The 20,265-nt window shown below is 72.7% G+C and carries 19 protein-coding genes and 1 pseudogene; 11 read left to right on the top strand and 9 right to left on the bottom strand.

The genetic code is table 11. The features are described 5' to 3' along the window. Nucleotides 1-40: 40 nt before the first annotated feature. The 3 genes from K4G22_RS19070 to K4G22_RS19060 all read right to left on the bottom strand — a co-directional run bounded on the left by K4G22_RS19070 (nucleotide 41) and on the right by K4G22_RS19060 (nucleotide 3,090). Nucleotides 41-1,795, bottom strand: a complete 1,755-nt coding sequence (locus tag K4G22_RS19070; RefSeq protein WP_228081497.1) for an LCP family protein — start codon at nucleotides 1,793-1,795, stop codon at nucleotides 41-43. Nucleotides 1,796-1,986: 191 nt separating this feature from the next. Further along, nucleotides 1,987-2,298: a hypothetical protein gene (locus tag K4G22_RS19065; protein ID WP_228081496.1), complete on the bottom strand. Its 312-nt coding sequence runs from the start codon at nucleotides 2,296-2,298 to the stop codon at nucleotides 1,987-1,989. A gap of 39 nt (nucleotides 2,299-2,337) precedes the next feature. Then, a complete protein-coding gene (locus K4G22_RS19060) occupies nucleotides 2,338-3,090 on the bottom strand; it encodes a TIGR03089 family protein (RefSeq protein ID WP_228081495.1) in 753 nt (250 codons plus the stop codon). Between the two features lie 129 nt (nucleotides 3,091-3,219). Here K4G22_RS19060 and K4G22_RS19055 point away from each other — a divergent pair, with 129 nt between their 5' ends. Together K4G22_RS19055 and K4G22_RS19050 are read left to right on the top strand one after the other, a co-directional pair. Next, nucleotides 3,220-4,458, top strand: coding sequence for a peptidoglycan recognition protein family protein (locus K4G22_RS19055; RefSeq protein WP_228081494.1), 1,239 nt, complete (start codon nucleotides 3,220-3,222; stop codon nucleotides 4,456-4,458). Between the two features lie 58 nt (nucleotides 4,459-4,516). Further along, complete coding sequence (locus tag K4G22_RS19050; protein ID WP_228081493.1) at nucleotides 4,517-5,422, top strand: DNA-3-methyladenine glycosylase family protein; 906 nt, start codon at nucleotides 4,517-4,519, stop codon at nucleotides 5,420-5,422. An 18-nt stretch (nucleotides 5,423-5,440) separates the two neighbouring features. Here the strand turns inward: K4G22_RS19050 and K4G22_RS19045 are convergent, their stop codons facing one another. After that, on the bottom strand, nucleotides 5,441-6,031 hold the full coding sequence (locus K4G22_RS19045) for an acyl-CoA thioesterase (protein ID WP_228081492.1): 591 nt from the start codon (nucleotides 6,029-6,031) through the stop codon (nucleotides 5,441-5,443). Nucleotides 6,032-6,160: 129 nt separating this feature from the next. Here K4G22_RS19045 and K4G22_RS19040 point away from each other — a divergent pair, with 129 nt between their 5' ends. Further along, a complete protein-coding gene (locus K4G22_RS19040) occupies nucleotides 6,161-7,420 on the top strand; it encodes an LCP family protein (RefSeq protein WP_228081491.1) in 1,260 nt (419 codons plus the stop codon). A gap of 3 nt (nucleotides 7,421-7,423) precedes the next feature. Here K4G22_RS19040 and K4G22_RS19035 read toward each other — a convergent pair whose 3' ends face one another. Next, nucleotides 7,424-7,990, bottom strand: coding sequence for a CGNR zinc finger domain-containing protein (locus K4G22_RS19035; protein WP_228081490.1), 567 nt, complete (start codon nucleotides 7,988-7,990; stop codon nucleotides 7,424-7,426). A 114-nt stretch (nucleotides 7,991-8,104) separates the two neighbouring features. Here K4G22_RS19035 and K4G22_RS19030 point away from each other — a divergent pair, with 114 nt between their 5' ends. From K4G22_RS19030 to K4G22_RS19015, 4 genes are all read left to right on the top strand, one after another. Then, a complete protein-coding gene (locus K4G22_RS19030) occupies nucleotides 8,105-8,476 on the top strand; it encodes a VOC family protein (RefSeq protein WP_228081489.1) in 372 nt (123 codons plus the stop codon). Nucleotides 8,477-8,646: 170 nt separating this feature from the next. Next, complete coding sequence (locus K4G22_RS19025) at nucleotides 8,647-9,486, top strand: putative RNA methyltransferase (protein ID WP_228081488.1); 840 nt, start codon at nucleotides 8,647-8,649, stop codon at nucleotides 9,484-9,486. Nucleotides 9,487-9,627: 141 nt separating this feature from the next. Beyond that, nucleotides 9,628-11,226, top strand: coding sequence for an alkaline phosphatase D family protein (locus K4G22_RS19020; protein WP_228081487.1), 1,599 nt, complete (start codon nucleotides 9,628-9,630; stop codon nucleotides 11,224-11,226). Between the two features lie 42 nt (nucleotides 11,227-11,268). Further along, nucleotides 11,269-11,487 carry a DUF6011 domain-containing protein gene (locus K4G22_RS19015; RefSeq protein ID WP_322785112.1) on the top strand — a complete coding sequence of 73 codons (219 nt, stop codon included), beginning with the start codon at nucleotides 11,269-11,271 and terminating at the stop codon, nucleotides 11,485-11,487. 158 nt (nucleotides 11,488-11,645) lie between these two features. Here K4G22_RS19015 and K4G22_RS19010 read toward each other — a convergent pair. Continuing rightward, nucleotides 11,646-12,398 (bottom strand): annotated as a pseudogene (locus tag K4G22_RS19010) (GH12 family glycosyl hydrolase domain-containing protein); the annotation flags it as partial. A gap of 1,103 nt (nucleotides 12,399-13,501) precedes the next feature. Then, nucleotides 13,502-14,842 (bottom strand): UDP-glucose dehydrogenase family protein, encoded by a 1,341-nt coding sequence (locus tag K4G22_RS19005; RefSeq protein WP_228081486.1) that lies wholly within the window; start codon nucleotides 14,840-14,842, stop codon nucleotides 13,502-13,504. Between the two features lie 197 nt (nucleotides 14,843-15,039). Between K4G22_RS19005 and K4G22_RS19000 the strand changes: the two genes are divergently transcribed. Together K4G22_RS19000 and K4G22_RS18995 are read left to right on the top strand one after the other, a co-directional pair. Next, nucleotides 15,040-16,200 (top strand): acyl-CoA dehydrogenase family protein, encoded by a 1,161-nt coding sequence (locus tag K4G22_RS19000; RefSeq protein ID WP_228081485.1) that lies wholly within the window; start codon nucleotides 15,040-15,042, stop codon nucleotides 16,198-16,200. 63 nt (nucleotides 16,201-16,263) lie between these two features. Next, entirely contained in the window at nucleotides 16,264-16,674 is a 411-nt protein-coding gene (locus K4G22_RS18995; protein WP_228081484.1) for a nuclear transport factor 2 family protein, read from the top strand. Between the two features lie 29 nt (nucleotides 16,675-16,703). Here K4G22_RS18995 and K4G22_RS18990 read toward each other — a convergent pair whose 3' ends face one another. Then, nucleotides 16,704-17,501: a TetR/AcrR family transcriptional regulator gene (locus K4G22_RS18990; RefSeq protein WP_228081483.1), complete on the bottom strand. Its 798-nt coding sequence runs from the start codon at nucleotides 17,499-17,501 to the stop codon at nucleotides 16,704-16,706. A gap of 125 nt (nucleotides 17,502-17,626) precedes the next feature. Between K4G22_RS18990 and K4G22_RS18985 the strand changes: the two genes are divergently transcribed. Beyond that, nucleotides 17,627-18,601, top strand: coding sequence for an ATP-binding cassette domain-containing protein (locus K4G22_RS18985; protein ID WP_228081482.1), 975 nt, complete (start codon nucleotides 17,627-17,629; stop codon nucleotides 18,599-18,601). Continuing rightward, complete coding sequence (locus tag K4G22_RS18980) at nucleotides 18,598-19,446, top strand: ABC transporter permease (RefSeq protein ID WP_425336720.1); 849 nt, start codon at nucleotides 18,598-18,600, stop codon at nucleotides 19,444-19,446. The genes K4G22_RS18985 and K4G22_RS18980 overlap by 4 nt, the downstream gene beginning before the upstream one ends. 51 nt (nucleotides 19,447-19,497) lie before the next feature. Here the strand turns inward: K4G22_RS18980 and K4G22_RS18975 are convergent, their stop codons facing one another. Next, a complete protein-coding gene (locus tag K4G22_RS18975; protein ID WP_228081481.1) occupies nucleotides 19,498-20,265 on the bottom strand; it encodes a M23 family metallopeptidase in 768 nt (255 codons plus the stop codon).

The raw sequence follows: 20,265 nt of genomic DNA, 5'->3' as shown, positions 1-20,265 counted from the left end.
CTTCCATAGCTTCGCCGCGCCGCGCCGCGCGGCCGAGCCGTCAGGCGGCGCAGTCCGGTTCGTCGTCCGCCGTGATGCTGTCGACGTCGTCCGGCATCTCCGGCGTGATCTCGATGGGCTGCCCCGCGCCCCTGAAGTCGTCACCGAGGATCAGCACCATCGGTTGGTCCCCCGCCTCGGCCGGCTGCTCCTGGAGCGCGTCGCCGGGCAGCCCCATCATCTCGGCCAGCGTGGCGGCCTGCCCCGCCTGGTCGGGACCGTACTCCAGGGTCGTGGTCTCCTGCGGCGACGGGGCGTTGCCGACATTGGTCGAGAGCGGCACGCCCTGCACGTTCTGCAGCCAGTCCAGCGTCTCCTGAGCCGCCCCGATCACCCCGCCGCCGTTGTAGACGTCGACCCTGACCTCCCCCGGCGGCGCCGCCTCGACGGTCTCGGACTCCTCCCCCGCCGCCTCCTCCTCCTCGCGCTCCTGCGGCGAGATGTCCTGCCTGATCATCTCCAGCAGCGGCGCGGCCCTGCCCTCGTCCAACACGACGGTCGCCCTGGCGTCCTCCGGCTCGTCCGGGTTGTCCACCACGGGCAGGGTCACGAAGTTCAGATCCGACATGGGGACGCCCCCCAGCGTGGAGGCCAGGTCGCGGAGCTTCTGGATGCTGCCTATGCCGGTGTCGACGGAGAGCGACCTGGTCGCGGTGTCCGCCAGATCCCACAGCTTGCCCGGGTCGGTGAGCATCCCGCCCTCGGTGATCTGCCGGGCCATCGACGCCACGAACTGCTGCTGCAACTCGATCCGGCTGAGGTCGCTGCCGGTGCCGACGGAGTAGCGGGTCCGCACGAAGGCCAGCGCGTCCTCCCCTTCCAGGGTGTGCTCGCCGGCGTCGAGCCGCAGACCCGACTTGGGGTCGTCGATGGGCTCGTTGATGCAGATCGGCACGCCGCCCACGGCGCCGGAGAGGTCCTTGACCGCGTTGAAGTCGGCCATCATGAAGTGGTTGATCGACACCCCGGTCAGCTCCTCGACCGTGCGCCAGACGCAGCCGGGGTCGCGGCCGTCGGTGCCCATGCTCGTGTTGAACCTGACGCCCTCGGACGGCGGGATGACCTGGGTGGTGCCGTCCTCGCCCCTGACCTCGCACTCCGGGATGTCGACGATCAGGTCGCGCGGGATGCTGAGCCCGGTGGCGTGGGTGCGGTCCTCGGAGAAGTGCATGAGGATCGTGGTGTCGGCGCCCTCGCTGGCGTCGCCGCCATAGGCCTCGTTGCCGGCCCCCGTCCTGGTGTCGGTGCCGATGAAGAGCAGGTTCACCGGCTCGTCGGAGCGGAAGTCGTTCTCGATGCCGACGTCGTACTTGGTGATGTTGTTGTTGAGCCGGTTGATCACCCACCAGGCTCCCGCGGCGCCCACCACCAGAAGGAAGGCGAGCGACCCCCCGGTCCACATCAGGACCTTCTTGCCGCGTCCGCGCTTCTTCTTGGCGCGCCCCTTGGGCTCCTTGCCCTTGCGGCGGCTGCCCCGCTGCGCGCGGCGGTCGCGTTGCCCCGGCAACGGATGGTCGCCGGCGGAGGGCGGGGAGGCGTCCTCGCCCTCCGTGGACGGGGCGCTACGCTGGCGTGGCGGAGCGTTACGAGGCGCGGGCCCATCCTCGGATGCGGCCCGTCTCCGTCCCGGCTGCCCGGCGTCTCTGGTGCGCTGGCCGCCGGTCAGCCGCAGTTCGTAGTTGCCGGTGTCCGGGTTGAACACCCACTGATCAGCGGGATCGACGCCGTCCGCGCCCCCACGTCCCTGCGCGTCCACGTGTTCGTGTGCCCTCCGTCTGCCTGCCTAGAGGATCAGACGGCACACACTAGCCCCAGGGTTCCGCGACAGACGAGGTCGGTGACCTATACCACCCACCAGCCACGGGCGGATTATCCGGGTTGACACCTCTTTTGTCGCTTTTACCGCGTTGCTCTTTACTCATTCATGGTCTTGCGTTCCGCGATCCGTTACCCGGCGGGCGGACGAACGGAGGGCCGCCCCTCGGTCGGGGATGCTCCCCGGTCCGGCGCCCCGCCCTCGCCCGCCCCGCCGCCCCCGCCGACGCCGGCGATCTCGCCGGCGGGGGCGGGCGGCGGCGCGGGCGGGGCGCTCCGGCGCGTGCTCCAGCCGAACGCGGCGGTGACCAACACGGCGGCGGCCACCAGCAGGGCGACCCAACGCGGCCAGCCCCTGCGGCCCTTCGGCCGGTCCCACGGGTTCTCTGGCTCGTCGGCCGGCTCGGTGAGCCGGTAGTAGGCGGGCTGTCGCGGCACCCTCATACCGCCGATCCTGCGCGGGCCCCCCGGGGCCGGCCACCGTCAGTCGGCGAAGTGGGTGACGCGCTCACTCTCCTGGCGTGCGGCGCGCGCGGCCTCGTCCAGCCGACCGGCGTTGCGGCACAGCACCACGGAGCCGCGGACGACCAGCGGCGCGAAGAGGCCGGCCAGCAGGCCCGGCAGATGGTCGTACCCCAGCGTGGACATGAGCCGGGAGCCGGGCGTCAGGCCGCGTTCGACGGCGTCCGCGCGGGCCAGCTCCAGGAGTTGGCCGCCGGTCAGCTCCCGCCCGTCGACCACGAGGGCGGGATCGTCGGGACCCGGCGGGTCCAGGGCGGCGAACACGTCGCCCTGCCCCGGCGCCGCCACCGCGTAGTCGATGAACCCCGCCGGCGTCGCGGGGAACCGGCCGCCCAGCGGGCGCAGGGCCAGGGCGACCCGTTCGCCGGAGCAGGCCAGCGCCGTCTCCAGCCGGTCGGGGCCGGTCACGACCAGATCGGCGTCCGCCGGATCCCCGTCCACCAGCACGACCACCCCGGTCGCCGACGCGGCGAGCAGCCAGACGGCGGTCTGCCAGTGGGCCGGCAACAGCAGGGCGAGGCGTTCGCCCCTGGCCGTGGCCAACTCGTCCTGGAGCAGGTTGGCGGTCTTGGCCACCCAATTGGCGAGGGTGGCCGCGGAGAGTTCCACCCGCTCGCCGGTGGCGTCGTCGTAATAGGTGATCAGCGGACGGCTGGCGTCTCCGGCGAGCGCGGAACGCAGCAGGTCGGCGGGGGTGCGGTCGGCGGTGTTCATCGTCGTCAGGTTACGCCGGGGCGCTGGGCCGTCCGCGCGACCCCGACAGCCCGCGGGTTCTCACGGAACGTCAGGTCACAAACACTCAGGAATGGACAGCTTTGTGGGTGTATGACCAACATCAGAACCATGCGTGCATTCCGAACTCTCTCCCTCCGTTCCCTCCCCCTGATCGGTTCGTGCACCGCCGCCCTGCTCGTCCCGCTGGTCCTGCCCCTGGGCGGCGCGGCGCAGGCGGTCGACAGTGCGAGGGGTGCCGCGCCGCGGATGGCGGCGGCCACCCAGTCCCTCCCCCTCAGCCCGCTCACCCCGCTCGCCGGCAGCAGCGACGAGGAGGGGTCAGGCGACGCGTCGGGCCCCACGCTCTCCCTCGCCGGGCAGGGCATCCCGCCGACCGACACCGAGCCCTTCTCGCTGCTGGGCGTCATCTGGGCAGACCCCACCGAACAGGTCGAAGGACAGGTCGAGGTCCGCGTCCGGGACAGCGGGACCGGCGACTGGTCCGGCTGGCTCGAACTGGACGCGCACCCCGAACACGCCCCTGACCCCGAGTCGGTCGAGGCCGAGGGGCGCGAGCTGCGCGGCGGCACCGCGCCCCGCTGGGTCGGCGCCGCCGACGCGGTGGAGGCGCGGGTCGCCCCGGCCGCCGACGCCGCCCCCGAGTCCCTGCCCGACGGGCTCAGCCTGGAGCTGATCAACCCGGGCGAGCTGGCGGCCGACCTCCTCGCGCCGCAGCCGCAGGCGGTGCCGGCCGCCGGGGACCATGTCGGCCCCAGGCCCGGCATCGTCATCCGCTCCGGCTGGGGCGCGGACGAGAGCCTGCGGGAGAGCGGCTTCGTCTACACCGACACCGTGAAGACGGCGTTCGTCCACCACACCGCCGACACCAACAACTACAGCTGCTCCGAGGCGCCGGCGATGATCCGCGCCATCTACCGCTACCACGTGGTGAGTCAGGGGTGGCGGGACGTCGGCTACAACTTCTTCGTGGACCGCTGCGGCACCATCTACGAGGGCAGGGCCGGCGGGGTGATCGAGCCCGTGCAGGGCGCGCACACCGCGGGCTTCAACCACAACAGCATGGGTGTGGCGGTGATCGGCACCTACACGAGCACCAAGCCCAACCGCGACATCACCGACGCGCTGTCGCTGCTGACCGCCTGGAAGCTGGGTCTCTTCGACGTCAACGCCGGCGGCTCGGCGAACCGCACCTCGCAGGGCGGCGGCAAGTACGCCAAGGGAACAACGGTGCGGATGAACAACATCTCCGGTCACCGGGACGGCTTCGCCACCGAATGTCCGGGCGAGGAGCTGTACAAGGCGCTGGGGACGATCCGTTCCACCGCGACCAAGCTCCAGGGACGTTGACCGTCCGGCGCCCCCGGCCGGCCGGGCCCGCCGGGGGCGCCGTTAGCCTTGCGGGGCCATGCCCGACCGTGAGTGGACCCCGCCCGAGCCCTACGACCTGCGCCGCAGCCTCCGTGTGCTGCGGCGCGGTCCCTATGATCCCGCGTTCCGCGAGGAGCCGGACGGCACCGTCTGGCGGGGCACCCGCACCCCGCTCGGCCCGGCCACGCTGCGGCTGCGGCCCGGCGCGCGGATCGCGGCCAGGGCCTGGGGCCCCGGCGCCGACTGGCTGCTGGACCGGCTGCCCGCGCTGCTGGGCGCCGATGACCGTCCCGAGGAGTTCACCCCCCGCCACCGGCTGATCGCCGAGGCCAGACGGCGCCACGGCGGGCTCCGACTGATCCGCAGCGGCCTGGTGCTGGAGTCGTTGATCCCCTCCATCCTGGAGCAGCGGGTCACCACGGAGGACGCCTACCGCTCCTGGCGCCGGCTGCTGCGCTGGTTCGGCGAGCCGGCCCCTGGGCCTGGCCCCGAGGTGGACCTGTGGGTGCTGCCCGAACCGCGCGCGCTGGCCCGCGTCCCTTCCTGGGACTGGCACCGGGCCAATGTGGACGGCTCCCGGTCGGCGACGATCATGCGGGTGCTGCGGGTCGCGCGGCGGATGGAGGAGGCGGCCGGGATGGAGCTGCCCAGGGCGCTGGCCCGCCTCCAGGCGGTGCCAGGCGTCGGCCCCTGGACGGCGGCCGAGACGCTCCAGCGCAGCAACGGGGCGCCGGACGCGATCACCGTCGGCGATCTGCACCTGCCGGGGATCATCGGCCACGCGCTGGCCGGCGAACGGGACGCGGACGACGCGCGGATGCTGGAGCTGCTGGCCGACTACCCGGGTCAGCGGTACCGGGCGGCCCGCTATGTGCTGCTCACCGGGGTCGCGCCGGCCCGCCGCGCGCCCCGGCAGCGGCACGCCCGCATCGCCCATCTGTGACCGGCCCGCCGGCGGGGCTCAGGCGCCGCTGCCCCGGGCGCGCAGTTCCATGATCTCGCGGCGCCTGGCCAGCCGGTGGGTGCGCCGGATCTGGGCCTCCTCGAAGCGGCGCCGGTCGAGATCGTCCTCCGGCAACACGGCGGGCACCGGGCGGGGTTTGCCGTTCTCGTCGACGGCGGCGAAGACCAGATAGGCGGTGCCGACCCGGGTCGCCGGCGTCGACTCGTTCCACCGCTCGGCCAGCACCTTGACGCCGATCTCCATCGAGCTGCGGCCCGTCCAGTTGACCTGGGCGTGGACATGCACCAGGTCGCCGATCTTGACCGGCTCCAGAAAGACCATCTCGTCCATGGAGGCGGTGACGGCCGGGCCGCCGGAGTGGCGTCCGGCGACCGCGCCGGCCGCGTCGTCCACCAGCTTCATGATCACGCCGCCGTGCACGGTGCCCAGCAGGTTGACGTCGTTCTGGCTCATGATCTTGGAGAGCGTGGTGCGGGAGGCCGCCGTCGGCTTGCCGACGGGCTCGGCGGGGCTCTCAACGGATCCCTTGGCGGGCTCGACGGGCTCGACGAGCCCCTCGGCGGAGGGCGGAGCGGGCAGATCGGTCATAAGACCAGCGTAGACATCTCATCGGAGCGGCGTCTCCGCAGTGTGCTTCGGTCGTCTCTGCATCAGCTCTGCCACAGTTGGTGACCCTCGTTTCCCCCGAGGGGCCCTACCACGGCACACTGGCTCGTTATGAGCGACTGGCCCGACGGGTGGACCGACGACGACCAGGACCGGAGCCGTTACGGCCAGGGGCGCGGGAGCGCGACCCCGGAGAGCGCCCGGGTCATGCCGCACGTACCGAGACCGCCCAGGCAGCGCTCGCCGGGGCACGACGCCCACGGCGCGGGGCAGCGGCCTCCGGCGTCCTACGACTCCGGCTACAACGAGGGCCAGGTCTACCGGGGCGCCGGCCGGCAGGTCCCGCCCCCGCCCCAGGGCCCCACGGACCCGCCCCCCCAGGGCCAGCCCAAACCGCGTCCGCGCTGGGGCAGGCGAATAGGCATCGGCGCGCTGTCGCTGCTGCTGGTGCTGGTGATCGTGGCGACCGCCACCTACTTCTGGGCGGACGGCAAGCTCAAGCGCGAGGTGGATCTGGCGGCGCTTGAGGACCGTCCGGAGAAGGGGGAGGGCACCAACTACCTGATCGTCGGCTCCGACAGCAGGGAGGGGCTCAGCGAGGAGCAGCGGCGGGAGCTGAGCACGGGCAACTCCTCCAGCAGCCTCGCCGACACGATCATGATCCTGCATGTGGGGTCCAACGGGAACACCATGGTCAGCCTGCCAAGGGACTCCTGGGTGACCATCCCCGAGTTCACCGGCTCCGAGTCGGGCAACCGCATCCCGGAGCAGCAGCGGAAGCTGAACGCCTCCTTCTCCATCGAGGGCGCCTGGCTGCTGGCCCGCACCATCGAGCACAACCTGGACATCCGGATCGACCACTACGTGGAGATCGGCTTCGGCGGCTTCGCCAACGTGGTGGACGCGATGGGCGGCGTCGAGATGTGCTTCGACGAGCCGATCCAGGACGAGAACTCCGGCGCCGACTTCGAGGAGGGCTGCCACCGGCTGGACGGCGCCGAGTCGCTGGCCTTCAACCGGCAGCGCTACCAGGAGGCCGAGGGCGATCTGGGGCGCACCAAGAACCAGCAGGAGTTCCTCAGCACCCTCGCCGACCAGGCGGCCTCGCCCGCCACCCTGATCAACCCCTTCAAGCTCTACCCGACCATGGGCGCGGTCCTCGACGCGCTGATCGTGGACGAGGACATGAGCCTGTGGGACCTGCGGTCCATGTTCTGGGCCATGCGCGGCGCCCAGCGGATGAACATCCCGGTGTCCGACCCCGGCTTCGCCACGGAGGAGGGTTCCGCGGTGCTCTGGAACACGGAGCAGGCGGAGCTGCTGATGGAGCAGCTGCGCAACGACGAGGAGGTCACCGTCGGCGTGGAGTGAGGGCTACTCCTCCCCCGAGGGTGCCGCGGGCGCGTCTCCGGACGCGCCCGCGCGCCGTTTGGCGCGGTAGGCGCGCATCTTGGCGCGTGAGCCGCAGGAACGCATCGAGCACCAGCGGCGGCGCCCCGCCGGGCTGTGGTCGTAGTACGCCCAGATGCAGTCGCTCGCCTCGCAGACCTTGAGCCGCCGCCACTCCCCCCTGGCCTCGGCGACCGCGACGACGGCCGCGACCCGCGCGGTGAACTCCGCGAGACCGGTGAGCCGGGGCGCGGGTTCGAGCGACGCCGCGCCGTCCTCGTCGACGCGGGTGACCAGCGGCGCGGCGGCGAACAGCTCGGTCAACTCGGCGGGCGGCGGAGCCGATTCGACATGGTGCGCCAGCCCGGCGGCGCGCAGCGCCTCGCGCAGCCGGCGCAGCCCGGGCAGTTCGCCGGGCCCCAGCGCCAGCTCGCCGTCGAACGCGGCGAGCCCGTCCTCCGTGGCCAGCGTGTCCTGGTCCCGGTCCACGTCCCTGGTGTTGACCAGCCGCATGATCAACGCGATGCCCTGGGGGATCGGTCGGTCCGCCATGGTTGCGACGTTACTGGACAACCCCCCATCATGAGGTCACGCGTTACCGCATCACGGCTTCTTGCAGTAACGGTGTGCGGTGACCGACACCGTTCCCGTCGAAGGAGAGAGCCCATGGCCATCGCCACGTTGACAACCACCGTGCTGGACTGTCCCGAGCCCCGGGAGCTGGCCGCCTTCTACGCCACGGTGCTGGGCGGGGAGCTGGAGGACGACGGCAAGGGCGACTGGGTCCAGCTCGTCGGGCCAGACCGCCATGTGCTGGCCTTCCAGCGCTCCGCCGGCTACCAGCCGCCGAGTTGGCCGAGCACCGAGCACGGCCAGCAGCTCCATCTGGACCTCCACGTGCCCAGGGCGGAGTGGGACGCGGCCGAGCGACGGGTGCTGGAGCTGGGCGCCACCCTGTTGGAGAGCGACCACGGAAAGCGCGACTGGCGCGTCTACGCCGACCCGGCGGGGCACCCGTTCTGCCTCTGCGTGGGCTGACCGGGCGCGCGCCCGCCGCCCTGGACGCCGGACCATCGGCCACCGGCCCGGTGAACGTTCGCGGCGGCGGGGCCGGGGACGGCCGGCTGCGGGAACGAGCCGACGTGCGGCTTCCTCGTGCCGACGCTGGTGTGTGGCACCGCCGGACCCCTCGGGTAGCGTCAGGGCGTATGGACGGCACGACGACCGGCACCGCCCGGCTGGAGCGGCTGGTGGGGGTGCTGCGCTGCCCGGTGTGCGAGGCCGTGTTGGCGCCGGGCGAGCGCTCGCTGCGCTGCCCGTCGGGGCACGCCTTCGACGTGGCCCGGCAGGGCTATGTGAGCCTCCTGACGGGCGCCGCCCCCGGCGCCAACGCCGACACCGCCGCCATGGTCACCGCCCGTGCCGCCTTTCTGGACGCCGGCCACTACGCGCCGCTGTCCGCCGCGCTCGCCCGGCTGGCCGGCGAGCTGTCGCCGCCCGACGCCGTCTCGCTCGACGTCGGCGGCGGCACCGGACACCATCACGCCCGGGTGCTCGACGCGCTTCCCCGCGCCTTCGGGCTCACCCTCGACCTCTCCAAGCACGCGCTGCGGCGGGCCGCCCGCGCCCACCCCAGGATGGGCGCTGCGGCCGGCGACATCTGGCGCGGGCTGCCCGTGCGCACCGCCGCCGTCGACCTGCTGCTCAACGTCTTCGCGCCCCGCAACGGCCCGGAGTTCCGGCGGGTGCTCGCCCCGGGCGGCGCCCTGCTCGTGGTCACCCCTGAGCCCGGCCATCTGGCCGAACTCCGGGAGGCGCGGGGTCTGTTGTCCATCGATCCGGCCAAGGACGAACGGCTGCGCCGCACCCTGGCCGAGCACTTCGAGCAGCGGCACACCGAAGCCCTGGAGTTCCCCCTCGCGCTCACCGCCGACGAGGCGACCGCCCTGGTGGCGATGGGCCCCAGCGCCCACCACGCGACGAAGGCCCCCGCCGCCCCGGCGACGGTCTCGGCCGCCTTCCGGCTCTCCGTGCACCGCCCGCGGTGACGACGGGTCCGGTCCCCGGCGCCGCCGTCGTGACGACCAACTGTTCAGCCAGAGTTGGGGCGCACGGCGTCCGCGCCGCACGGCGCGGGAACGATACTGCCGCCCGTTGAGTCGATTTCCGGCCATGGGAGGTGCCCGAGGATGACGCGTGCAGGCGACAGGGACAACGGCGGAACGGTGGGCCGGCGGGCCCTGCTGCGCGGCGCGGCGACCGCGTCGGCGGCGCTGGCGCTGCCGGCGGGGGCGACGCTCCTCGGCGCGGCGCCCGCCCAGGCGCTCGGCGGCCGGCCGGCCGCCGACTGGGGCGTCCAGGTGGGCGACGTGGGCACCTCGTCCGGGCTGGTCTGGGTCCGCTCCGACCGGCCGGCCCGGATGATCGTCGAGACCTCGGCCACCGAGTCCTTCCGCCATCCGCGCCGGTTCGCCGGCCCGCTGATCGGCCCCGACACCGACTTCACCGGCACCACCCGGCTGCGCGGCCTCGAAGCGGGCCAGCAGATCCACTACCGGGTGCTGCTCGCCGACCCGGACGACCACCGCCGCGTCGGCCGCCCGGTCAGCGGCACCTTCCGCACCGCGTCCGAGCGGCGCCGGGACGGTGTCCGCTTCGTCTGGTCGGGCGACCTGGCAGGCCAGGGCTGGGGCATCAACCCCGCGTTGGGCGGCTACCGCGCCTTCGCCGAGATGCGGGCCCTCGACCCCGACTTCTTCCTGTTCAGCGGCGACACCGTGTACGCCGACGGACCGCTCACCGATGAGGTCGCCCTGCCCGAAGGACGGATCTGGCGCAATATCACCACCCGGGAGAAGGCCAAGGTCGCCGAGACCCTCGCCGAGTACCGGGGCAACTTCCGCTACAACCTCCTGGACGAGAACCTCCGCGGGTTCAACGCCCAGGTCCCCTCGATCGTGCAGTGGGACGACCACGAGGTCACCAACAACTGGTACCCGGGCGAGCTGCTGGACGACGACCGCTACACCGAGAAGTCCGTCGACCGGCTCGCCGCCCGCGCCCGCCGGGCGTTCAGCGAGTACTTCCCGATCGGCACCCTCCGCCCCGGCGAGCGGGAGCAACGGGTGCACCGCGTCGTCCACCACGGCCCGCTGCTGGACGTCTTCGTGCTCGACATGCGCACCTTCCGGGACGCCAACTCGCCCGGCCGGCAGACGGAGAACGCCCAGGGCATCCTGGGCCGCGAGCAGCTCGCCTGGCTCAAGCGCGAGTTGGCCCGCTCGCGGGCGGTCTGGAAGGTGATAGCCGCCGACATGCCCATCGGGCTCGTGGTCCCGGACGGGGACACCGACTTCGAGGCCGTCGCCAACGGCGACCCGGGCGCCCCGCTCGGCCGTGAGCTACAGATCGCCGAGCTGCTGCGGTTCGTGAAACGCCGGCGGATCACCGGCACCGTCTGGCTGACCGCCGACGTGCACTACACCTCGGCCCAGCACTACCGGCCCGAGCTGGCGGCCTTCGGCGACTTCGCGCCGTTCTGGGAGTTCGTCACGGGACCGCTGAACGCCGGCTCGTTCCCGGCCAACGAGCTGGACGGGACGTTCGGCCCCGACCGCGTCTTCGTCAAGGCCCCCGAGGCGTCCAACGTCTCCCCCGCCGATGGGTACCAGTTCTTCGGCGAGGTGGCCATCGACGGCGACGGCGGCGAACTGACCGTGCGGCTGCGGGAGGTCGGCGGCAGCGTGCTGTTCAGCAAGACCCTGCGTCCGGGCCGCGTCGGCCAGTGACCGGGGGCGCGCCCGGCTGCCCGCGGTGGTACACCTGGACCCGTGACACCGAGCGCTGAGGACGACCAACCGGCGCTGCTCCCCGACCCCGAGGAGCGGCGCCGGCCCCCGGTGTACTGCCGCCTCTGCGGGCGGCCACTGCGCGACCGGGAGGCCAGGACCTGGGGCCTCGGGCCCGAGTGCCGCGCCAAGCTGGCGCTGCGCAGCGCGCCCGAGCCGCCGGACCGGCCGGTGGACCAGGACCCGCTACCCGGCCTCTGACCCGCGCCTCCCCGCCGGCCACCACGCCTGGACCCGCCAGGGGCCAGCGCTCCGGCAACATGGCTCGTTCTGTACCGGGCGCCGAACCGCCCGCACCGGCATGAACGCCGGGCGGGCGGACGCGGACCGGCCCCGGGCGGGGGCCCGACTCAGTCGAACGAGGACGAGAAGGAGTTCAACGCCAGCCCGGCGCCGTTCTCCCAGGGCTCGAAACCGGCCTGGACGCTGGTGACGTACCAGGACGGGTCGGCGAGGCCATGGGCGACCGCCTGGTCGACGAAGTCCAGCACGTCGAACTGGAAGCCGCTCAGCGCGGACGGGGCGACGAACGAGATCACGTCGTTGCCGCCGTTGTTGCCCGTCCAGACCTCCCACTGCCGGCCGGCGACGTCGGCGGTGCCGGTCTGGCTGCCGATGGGCTGGATCGGGCCGACGCGGTTGAGCCAGATCATGATCTCGGTCTCGCTCACCCCGGTGGTCTGCGGCTCGGGGTCGAGCCAGATGTCGTAGGAGGCGTTGTAGGACGCGTTGTCCACATAGGTGTAGGAGACGCTGCTGGGCGCGCTGTTGATCGCGCCGATCCGCAACGGCAGCCGGGTGCCGGGGGCGCACGTGCCGTAGTGGCAGCCGTCGAAGACGGACGGGTACGACTTGGGCGCCCCGTTGGTGGGCACGCTGCCGTCCGCCTGGACCAGCTGGAAGCCGCTGTCGGTCACGTTGATGCACTGCTGCTCGTTGGTGCCCCAGCGGTTGTTCTGCGCGATGTAACGCCCCTGGACGACGGTGGTGCCGTACTGCTCGCAGATCAGCTCGTCGGCCTGCGCGGTACCGGGAGACAGGGTCAGCATCGCCGCGGCCACACCGATGACGGCGGGGACAGCGGTCGCGAGAAGGCGCTTACGAGATGCCATGGTGCTCCTCCGTGGGGGAGACGTGGGGGGTTGGCCATGGGAGCGCTCCCAACTGCCCGGCGGAGACTATGCGCATCCGCTGGGGCTGACAAGACGTCGCGTCGAGGACTGTCGAATCCCATCGAACACGGAGGGAACCGGCCGCGGTGCGGGTCCGCCGCGCGGGTCCGCTGCGCGCGTCCGCTGCGCGCGGTGGCGGGCGGGGTCCGCTGCGCGGAGCGGGGCGCTGCGCGCGGTGGCGGGCGGGGCGGGGCCGCCGGGGCGGCGGACCGTTGCGCGGAGCGGGGCGCTGCGCGCGCCGTGGCGGACGGGGGCCGGGTCCGCCGCCCGGAACGGGGCGGGGGACGCGGGTCCGCCGCCCGGAACGGGGCGGGGGACGCGGGTCCGCTGCGCGCGGTGGCGAGCGACGCTCGGGGGCGGAGGCGCGGAGCGGGGCGCCGGGCACAGGGGCGGGGACGCGGGGCAGGCGGGCCGCTGCGCGCAGCGGGGGCGGGGAGCGGGGCGGCAGGCAGGGGCCGCGCTGCGCGCGGTGGCAGGCGGGGGACCTGCCCGGGGCGGAGGGTTGGGAGGCCGGGCCCCTGGCCAGGGCCGAGGCGCCCGGCACAGGACCAGGGCCGGGGGGCGCGGGGCAGAGGCTCGGCGAGCGGGGGCCGTTGCCCGGGGCGGTGTGGCCAGGGCTGAGCGGATGTCGAACGGTGCGGGCGGGGGACAGGGCGACGCGGGGCGGAGCGGCCGACCGGGCGCGACTCCGTCGTTACCCGCACGCGTCGGCCAGCAGGCCACCGAAGCCGGGCCGCGGCGAAGCCAGGACGGACGGCGGCGTGGGTCCGGGCCGCCGAACGGCCGGAACCCGGCGGGCCAGGGGCGGCGGGCCCAGCGCCCGCGCGGCGGGCGACCAGCGGCCCACCGAGCCGGGCGCGAGGCGGCGAACAGGAGACCCGGCGGCCCAGCGACGCCGCCCACCGCCCCCGGCAGCACCCGCGCCGGCGGCCGGCTGGAGCCGACGGGGGCACCCCGCGACCGACGGCCCGCCTGGGGCAACGGCCAACCTCCGGGAGCCGGCCGGGGACGCGGACCGTTCAGCCCCGGCGCGGCGCGGCGCGTCACGCTCGGGGGCGGCCGAGGGCGCGGACGGTCCAGTCGGCCTTGCGCCAGTGCGCGGAGTCGAGGGTGTTGCGGCCGTCCAGGATGTGCCGGCGGGAGACGACCTCGCCGACGGTCTCCGGATCCAGCTCCTGGAACTCCCGCCACTCCGTGAGGTGCAGCAGCACATGCGCGCCCCGCGCGGCCTCTATCGCGGATTCGGCGTACCGCAGGGTGGGGAACACGGCGCGGGCGTTGGCCATGGCCTTGGGGTCGTAGACCGTCACCTCGGCGCCTTGGAGGTGGAGTTGGCCGGCGATGTTGAGCGCCGGGGAGTCCCGCACATCGTCCGTGTCCGGCTTGAAGGCGGCGCCCAGCACGGCGATCCGCTTGCCGAGCAGCGAGCCGCCCAGCGCCTCGCGCGCGAGCTCGACCATCGAGGCGCGGCGCCGGACGTTCAGGGAGTCGATCTCCCGCAGGAACTGGAGGGCCTCCGAGGCCCCCAACTCCCCCGCCCTGGCGACGAAGGCGCGGAGGTCCTTGGGGAGGCAGCCGCCGCCGAACCCGATGCCGGAGCGGAGGAACTTGGGCCCGATGCGCTCGTCGTGGCCGAGGGACTCGGCGAGCTTGACCACGTCGCCGTCCGCGACCTCGCAGATCTCGGCCATCGCGTTGATGAAGGAGATCTTGGTGGCGAGGAAGGCGTTGGCCGCCGTCTTGACCAGCTCGGATGTGGGCAGGTCGGTGACGATGAACGGGGTGCCCTCGGCGATCGGCACCGCGTACACCTCGCGGAGGAGGGCCTCGGCGCGCTCGCTGGTGGCGCCGACGACGATGCGGTCGGGGTGCAGGGTGTCCCGGACGGCGAAGCCCTCCTGGAGGAACTCGGGGTTCCACGCCAGCTCGGCCGCCTCGCCCACGGGGGCCAGCTCGGCGATCCGGCGGGCCAACCGCGCGGCGGAGCCCACCGGCACGGTGGACTTGCCGACCACCAGCGTCGGCCGGTCCAGATGGGGGGCCAGCGACTCGACGGCGCTGTCGAAGTGCGTCATGTCACAGCCGTACTCGCCGGCGCGCTGCGGGGTGTTGACGCAGATGAAGTGCACATCGCCGAAGGCGGCGACCTCGGCGAAGGAGGTGGTGAAGGAGAGGCGTCCCGAGGAGCCGGGGAGGCCCACCACATGCCGGCGCAGGATCTCCTCCAGACCCGGCTCGTACATCGGCGCGACGCCCTGGGAGAGCAGCTCGACCTTGGCGGGGACGACGTCGAGGCCGATCACCTCGAACCCCAACTCCGCCATGGCCGCGGCGTGCGTGGCTCCGAGATAGCCGGTACCGATCACCGAGATCTTCTGAGACATGGCCCCGAGCATAGACGGACGCCTCTGTCGGCAAGCTCACCTATCCCCAGGCCCCGGGTAACCCTAGGATCAAGTTACTTAACGGTCATGAACCCGTAGGACGCTCGGATCACGCGGTCCCGCAAGGCGTGCGCTCGGAGACGAAACGTCCGTCGGTTCGGCCGATTCAGCCTCTTCGTTCGCAGGGAGTGAGACAGGTGGCAGGAGCCGGGGACTTCGACCTCTACCGTCCGGCGGAGGAGCACGAGATGCTCCGCACGTCGGTTCGAGCGCTGGCGGAGGCGAAGATCGCGCCGCACGCGGCGGACGTGGATGAGTCGGCGCGCTTCCCGCAGGAGGCGCTGGACGCGTTGGTCGCCAACGACCTGCACGCCGTGCACGTGCCAGAGGAGTTCGGTGGCGCGGGCGCTGACGCGTTGGCCACCGTGATCGTGGTGGAGGAGGTCGCCCGCGCCTGCGCGTCGTCCTCGCTGATCCCGGCGGTGAACAAGCTCGGCTCACTGCCCGTGATGCTGGCCGGCTCGAAGGAGTTGCAGGCCCGCTACCTGACGCCGCTGGCCAAGGGCGACGTGCTGTTCTCCTACGCCCTCTCGGAGCCGGACGCCGGTTCGGACGCCGGCGGGATGAAGACCCGGGCGGTGCGCGACGGCGACCACTACGTGTTGAACGGCGTCAAGCGGTGGATCACCAACGCGGGCGTCTCCGAGTACTACACCGTGATGGCCGTCACGGATCCGGAGAAGCGGACCAGGGGCGGGATCTCGGCCTTCGTGGTCGAGAAGGACGACGAGGGCGTCTCGTTCGGGGCCCCCGAGCGCAAGCTGGGGATCAAGGGGTCGCCGACCCGCGAGGTGTATCTGGACAACGTGCGGATCCCGGCCGATCGGATGATCGGTGCCGAGGGCACCGGATTCGCGACCGCGATGCGCACGCTGGACCACACCCGGATCACCATCGCCGCGCAGGCGTTGGGCATCGCCCAGGGCGCGCTCGACTACGCACAGGGGTATGTGCGCGAACGCAAGCAGTTCGGCAAGCCGGTGGGCGAGTTCCAGGGCATCCAGTTCATGTTGGCCGACATGGCGATGAAGCTGGCCGCCGCCCGGCAGCTCACCTATGTGGCGGCGGCCAAGTCCGAGCGGGAGGACGAGGACCTCACCTTCTATGGCGCGGCGGCCAAGTGCTACGCGTCGGACGCGGCGATGGAGATCACCACGGACGCCGTGCAACTGCTCGGCGGCTACGGCTTCACCCGGGACTACCCGGTGGAGCGGATGATGCGGGACGCCAAGATCACGCAGATCTACGAGGGCACCAACCAGGTGCAGCGCATCGTGATGGCGCGCAACCTGCCCTGAGGCGACCGGTGGTCACGGCCTCTCGCACGCCGGATTGTCAGTGCCGTGTGTGAGGCTGTGGCCATGGAGCAGACAGAGAGTCAGGCGGGGCGGGACAGCGGGGCGCGGAGCGTCGTGCGAGCCCTCTGGGACCGCACGCAGGCGAGGGACTGGGCCGGTGTGCGGGAGGTGCTGGCGCCCGATGTGGTGGTGGAGTGGCCGGCCAGCGCGGAGCGGATCGTCGGCCGGGAGAACTACGTCGGCCTGAACGCGGAGTATCCCGAGGGCTGGTCGATCAAGGTGCTGCGGCTGGTCGAGGAGGGGGATGTGGTGGTCTCCGAGGTCGAGGTCCCGCATGTGGAGTCCGGCATACACCGGGTGGCCTCGTTCTGGACGGTGCGGGACGGGCTGATCACGGCCGGCCGGGAGTACTGGACGGAGTACGGCTCCGATCCGGTGCCGGCCTGGCGGGAGCGCTTCGTCGAGCGCGGCTGAGACCGCCGGCGGGGCGGGGGCGGGGGAGCTCAGCCTCCCTTGACGCTTCCCTTCACGCCTTCCTCCACGCCGTCCTCCCGGCGTTGGATCTGCGCGGCCACACTGTCGAGGAGGAAGCCGAGGCCGTATTCGAAGTCCTCCTCGGCGGTGGCCCCGCTGTCGAAGGTGCCCGTCTTGACCACGTGGGCGACGGTCGGATAGCGGTCGTCGGTGAGGACGCGGCGGAGCATCCTGGCGTAGATGTGCCCCCAGTCCTGGTAGCTGACCCCGGTGCGGGCCGATGCGGAGGTCATCGTCACCTCCTGCCGGGCCTCGCCGACGACGAATCCGGTGAGGATCATCAGCACCCCCATCATGTCGTCCTCGGTGAGCGCCGTGTCGTCCAGGGCGGCGAGGGCGACCTCCATCCAGGCGAGGTTGTTGGGCCCCATCGGGGGCGCGCCGATGGGGATGTCGAACATCCAGGGGCGGCTCAGCAGCGCCTGTCGCGTGGCGTGACACCAGGCCCGCAGCCGGCCGCGCCAGTCGGTCGGCCAGTCGGTGGTGTCCGGCTGACCGCTGGCCATCTCGAACATCAGATCCAGTAGATCGTCCTTGCTGGGCACATAGCGGTAGAGCGTCATGCTGGTGACGCCGAGCACCTGGGCGATCCTGCGCAGGGAGACTCCCGCGACCCCCTCGGCGTCGGCGATGTCCACGGCCACCTGGACGATCTGGTCCACGCTGAGGCTGCCCCTCGGCCCACGCGTGCCCGGGGTGTGGGTGCGCCAGAGCAGGTCGAGCAGATACTCCGGATTCCGCCCGCGGTTGCCTTCCGCAGCCGCCATGTCACCGCTCCTCGATCCGTTTTCCAAGTCCGCTTGCCGACATCGTAAAACTATGTACAGTGTCCACGGTAAATATACACCGCATACAGTTTGGCGCTCAGGAGCGCGAAGGGGTGGGATACGGGATGGCCGGAGAAGCGATCGTCGCCGAGGGGATACGCAAGCGGTACGGGGACACCCAGGCTCTCGACGACTTCCATCTGACCGTCGCCAGGGGCACGGTGCACGCGGTGCTCGGCCCCAACGGCGCCGGCAAGACCACGGCGGTGCGCTCCCTCACCACGCTGGCGCGCATCGACGTCGGTCGGGCGTGGGTGAGCGGCTTCGACGTGGCGCGCCAGCCGGACGAGGTGCGCGCCAGGATCGGGCTGACCGGCCAGTACGCCGCCGTCGACGAGATGCTGAGCGGACGCCAGAACCTGGTGATGTTCGGCCGGTTGTTCCGGCTGCGGGCCCAGGTGGCGCGGCGTCGGGCCGATGAGCTGCTGGCCCAGTTCGGCCTCAGCGAGGCGGCGGGACGCAGCGTCAGCGGCTACTCGGGAGGCATGCGACGCCGCCTCGACCTCGCGGCGAGCATGGTCGTCGTCCCCGAGGTGCTCTTTCTGGACGAGCCGACCACCGGGCTTGACCCGCGCAGCCGCAACCAGGTGTGGGACGCGGTCCGTTCGCTGGTGGCCGGGGGGACCACGGTGCTGCTCACCACGCAGTACCTGGAGGAGGCCGACCAGTTGGCCGATCTGATCTCGGTGGTGGACTCCGGCCGGGTGGTCGCCGACGGCACCGCCGACCAGCTGAAGTCGCGGCTCGGCGGGGACCGGGTCGAGGTGGTGGTCCGCCACAGCGTCGAGCTGGCGCGGGCCGCCGGCATCATGCGGCGGGTGTGCGGGGTGCCGACCGAGGTCGACGAGGACGAACGCCGGGTGGTCGCGCGGGTCGCCGACCGGGTCCTGGCGCTCACCGAGGTGGCCAGGGCACTGCGGGACGCCGGTCTCGCCGTGGAGGACCTCGGGACCCGACGGCCCACCCTCGACGAGGTGTTCCTGCATCTGACCGGCCAGGGCGGGCACCAGACAGCCACTCAGGAAGGTGAGGCGGCATGAGCGGCATCGGCGCGACCAGGACGGAACTGCCGTCGGCCGGCAGCCGGGTGGCCAGAGGGCCCAGGGTGGCGCTGGCCGACGGGCTGGTGATGACCCGGCGCAACATGGCCCAGCTGATGCGCAGCCCCGAGGAGATCTCGCTCTACTTCAGCCTGCCGATCCTCTTCGTGCTGGTCTTCGGCTATGTCTTCGGCAGCGGGATGCAGGTGCCCGACGGGGGTGACTATCGCGAGTTCCTGCTGCCAGGCGTCTTCGCCATGACCATGCTCTACGGCATGGGGGCCACCGGAACAGCGCTCGCCTTCGACGTGAGCCGCGGTGTGGTGGACCGCTTCCGGTCCATGCCGATGGCCAGGTCGGCGCTGCTGGTCGGCCGGTGCGTGGCCGATCTGCTGCGCGCGCTGCTGGAGATGACGGTGCTGGTGGTCTGTGGCCTGCTGGTCGGCTGGCAGTGGCACCGGGGGGTGGGGCTCGCGCTGCTGGCGGTGGCCCTGGTGCTGCTGCTGCGGGTGGCGATGTCCTGGATCGGGATCTACATCGGCCTGCTGCTGCCCAACCCGGACTCGGTCGGGACGGTGATCTTCCCGCTGGCCTTCCCGCTGACGGCGCTCTCCAGCATCTTCGTCGAGCCGGATCTGATGCCCGGCTGGCTCGGGGCGATCGCCGAGTGGAACCCGCTCTCCGCCACGGTGGCGGCGATCAGGGAGCTGTTCGGCAACCCGGGGCTCAGCGGCGGCTCCTGGCCCACCGACAACGCGCTGCTGCTCGCGGTGCTCTGGCCGGTCATCCTGATCGCGGTGTTCGCCCCGCTGGCGGTGCGGCGGTACCAGCGCCTCACCGACTGAGACAGGTCAGGCCCCGCCGACGGAGGGGGTCGGCGGGGCCTGACCCGGCGCTCAGATGGTGACGCCGTGGCCGCGCAGGTAGGACATCGGGTCGATGTCGGACCCGTAGGACGGGCCGGTGCGCACCTCGAAGTGCAGGTGCGGGCCGGTCACGTTGCCCGTGGCGCCGGAGAGGCCGAGCTGCTCGCCCGCGCCAACCGACTGACCGACGCCGACCGAGATCGACGAGAGGTGGGCGTACTGGCTGTAGTGACCGTCGGCGTGCCGGACGACCACCTCGTTGCCGTAGGACCCGCCACTGCCGGCGGTCACGACCTCGCCGGCGGTGATGGCGACCACCGGGGTCCCGGTGGAGACGGGGAAGTCGGCGCCGGTGTGGTAGCCGGAGGACCACAGGGCGCCGGCGTTGCCGTACCCGCCGCCGCTGACGCCGGCGACCGGCGCGAAGTAGCCGGTCTCCTGCGCGTCCTCGGCGGGCGCCTCCTCCTCGGGGGCCTCCTCCGGGGCCTCCTCGGCCGGCGCCTCGGCGTCGAGCGAGAGCTGGGTGCCGGGGGTGATGCGCGAGGGGTCGTCGCCGATCGCGGCGCGGTTGACGTCGAAGAGCTGCTCCCAGCCGCCCGCGATGTCGTGGTCGACGGCGATGCGGTAGAGCGTGTCGCCGCTCTCCACGGTGTAGCTGGCGGGGGCGGCGCTGGCGGGGCCGACAGCGGCGAGCGGCAGGGCGATGCCGGCGGCGCCGGCGGTGATCAGCAGGGAGATCCGGGAGCGCTGGGACAGCTGTCGGGAACCCTGACGGCGATGGCGTCCGCGTGCGGACAT

Source organism: Streptomyces profundus, assembly GCF_020740535.1.
Lineage (GTDB): Bacteria > Actinomycetota > Actinomycetes > Streptomycetales > Streptomycetaceae > Streptomyces > Streptomyces profundus.
Note: the sequence above shows the minus strand (reverse complement) of the source record. Positions and strands in the feature narration are given on the sequence as shown.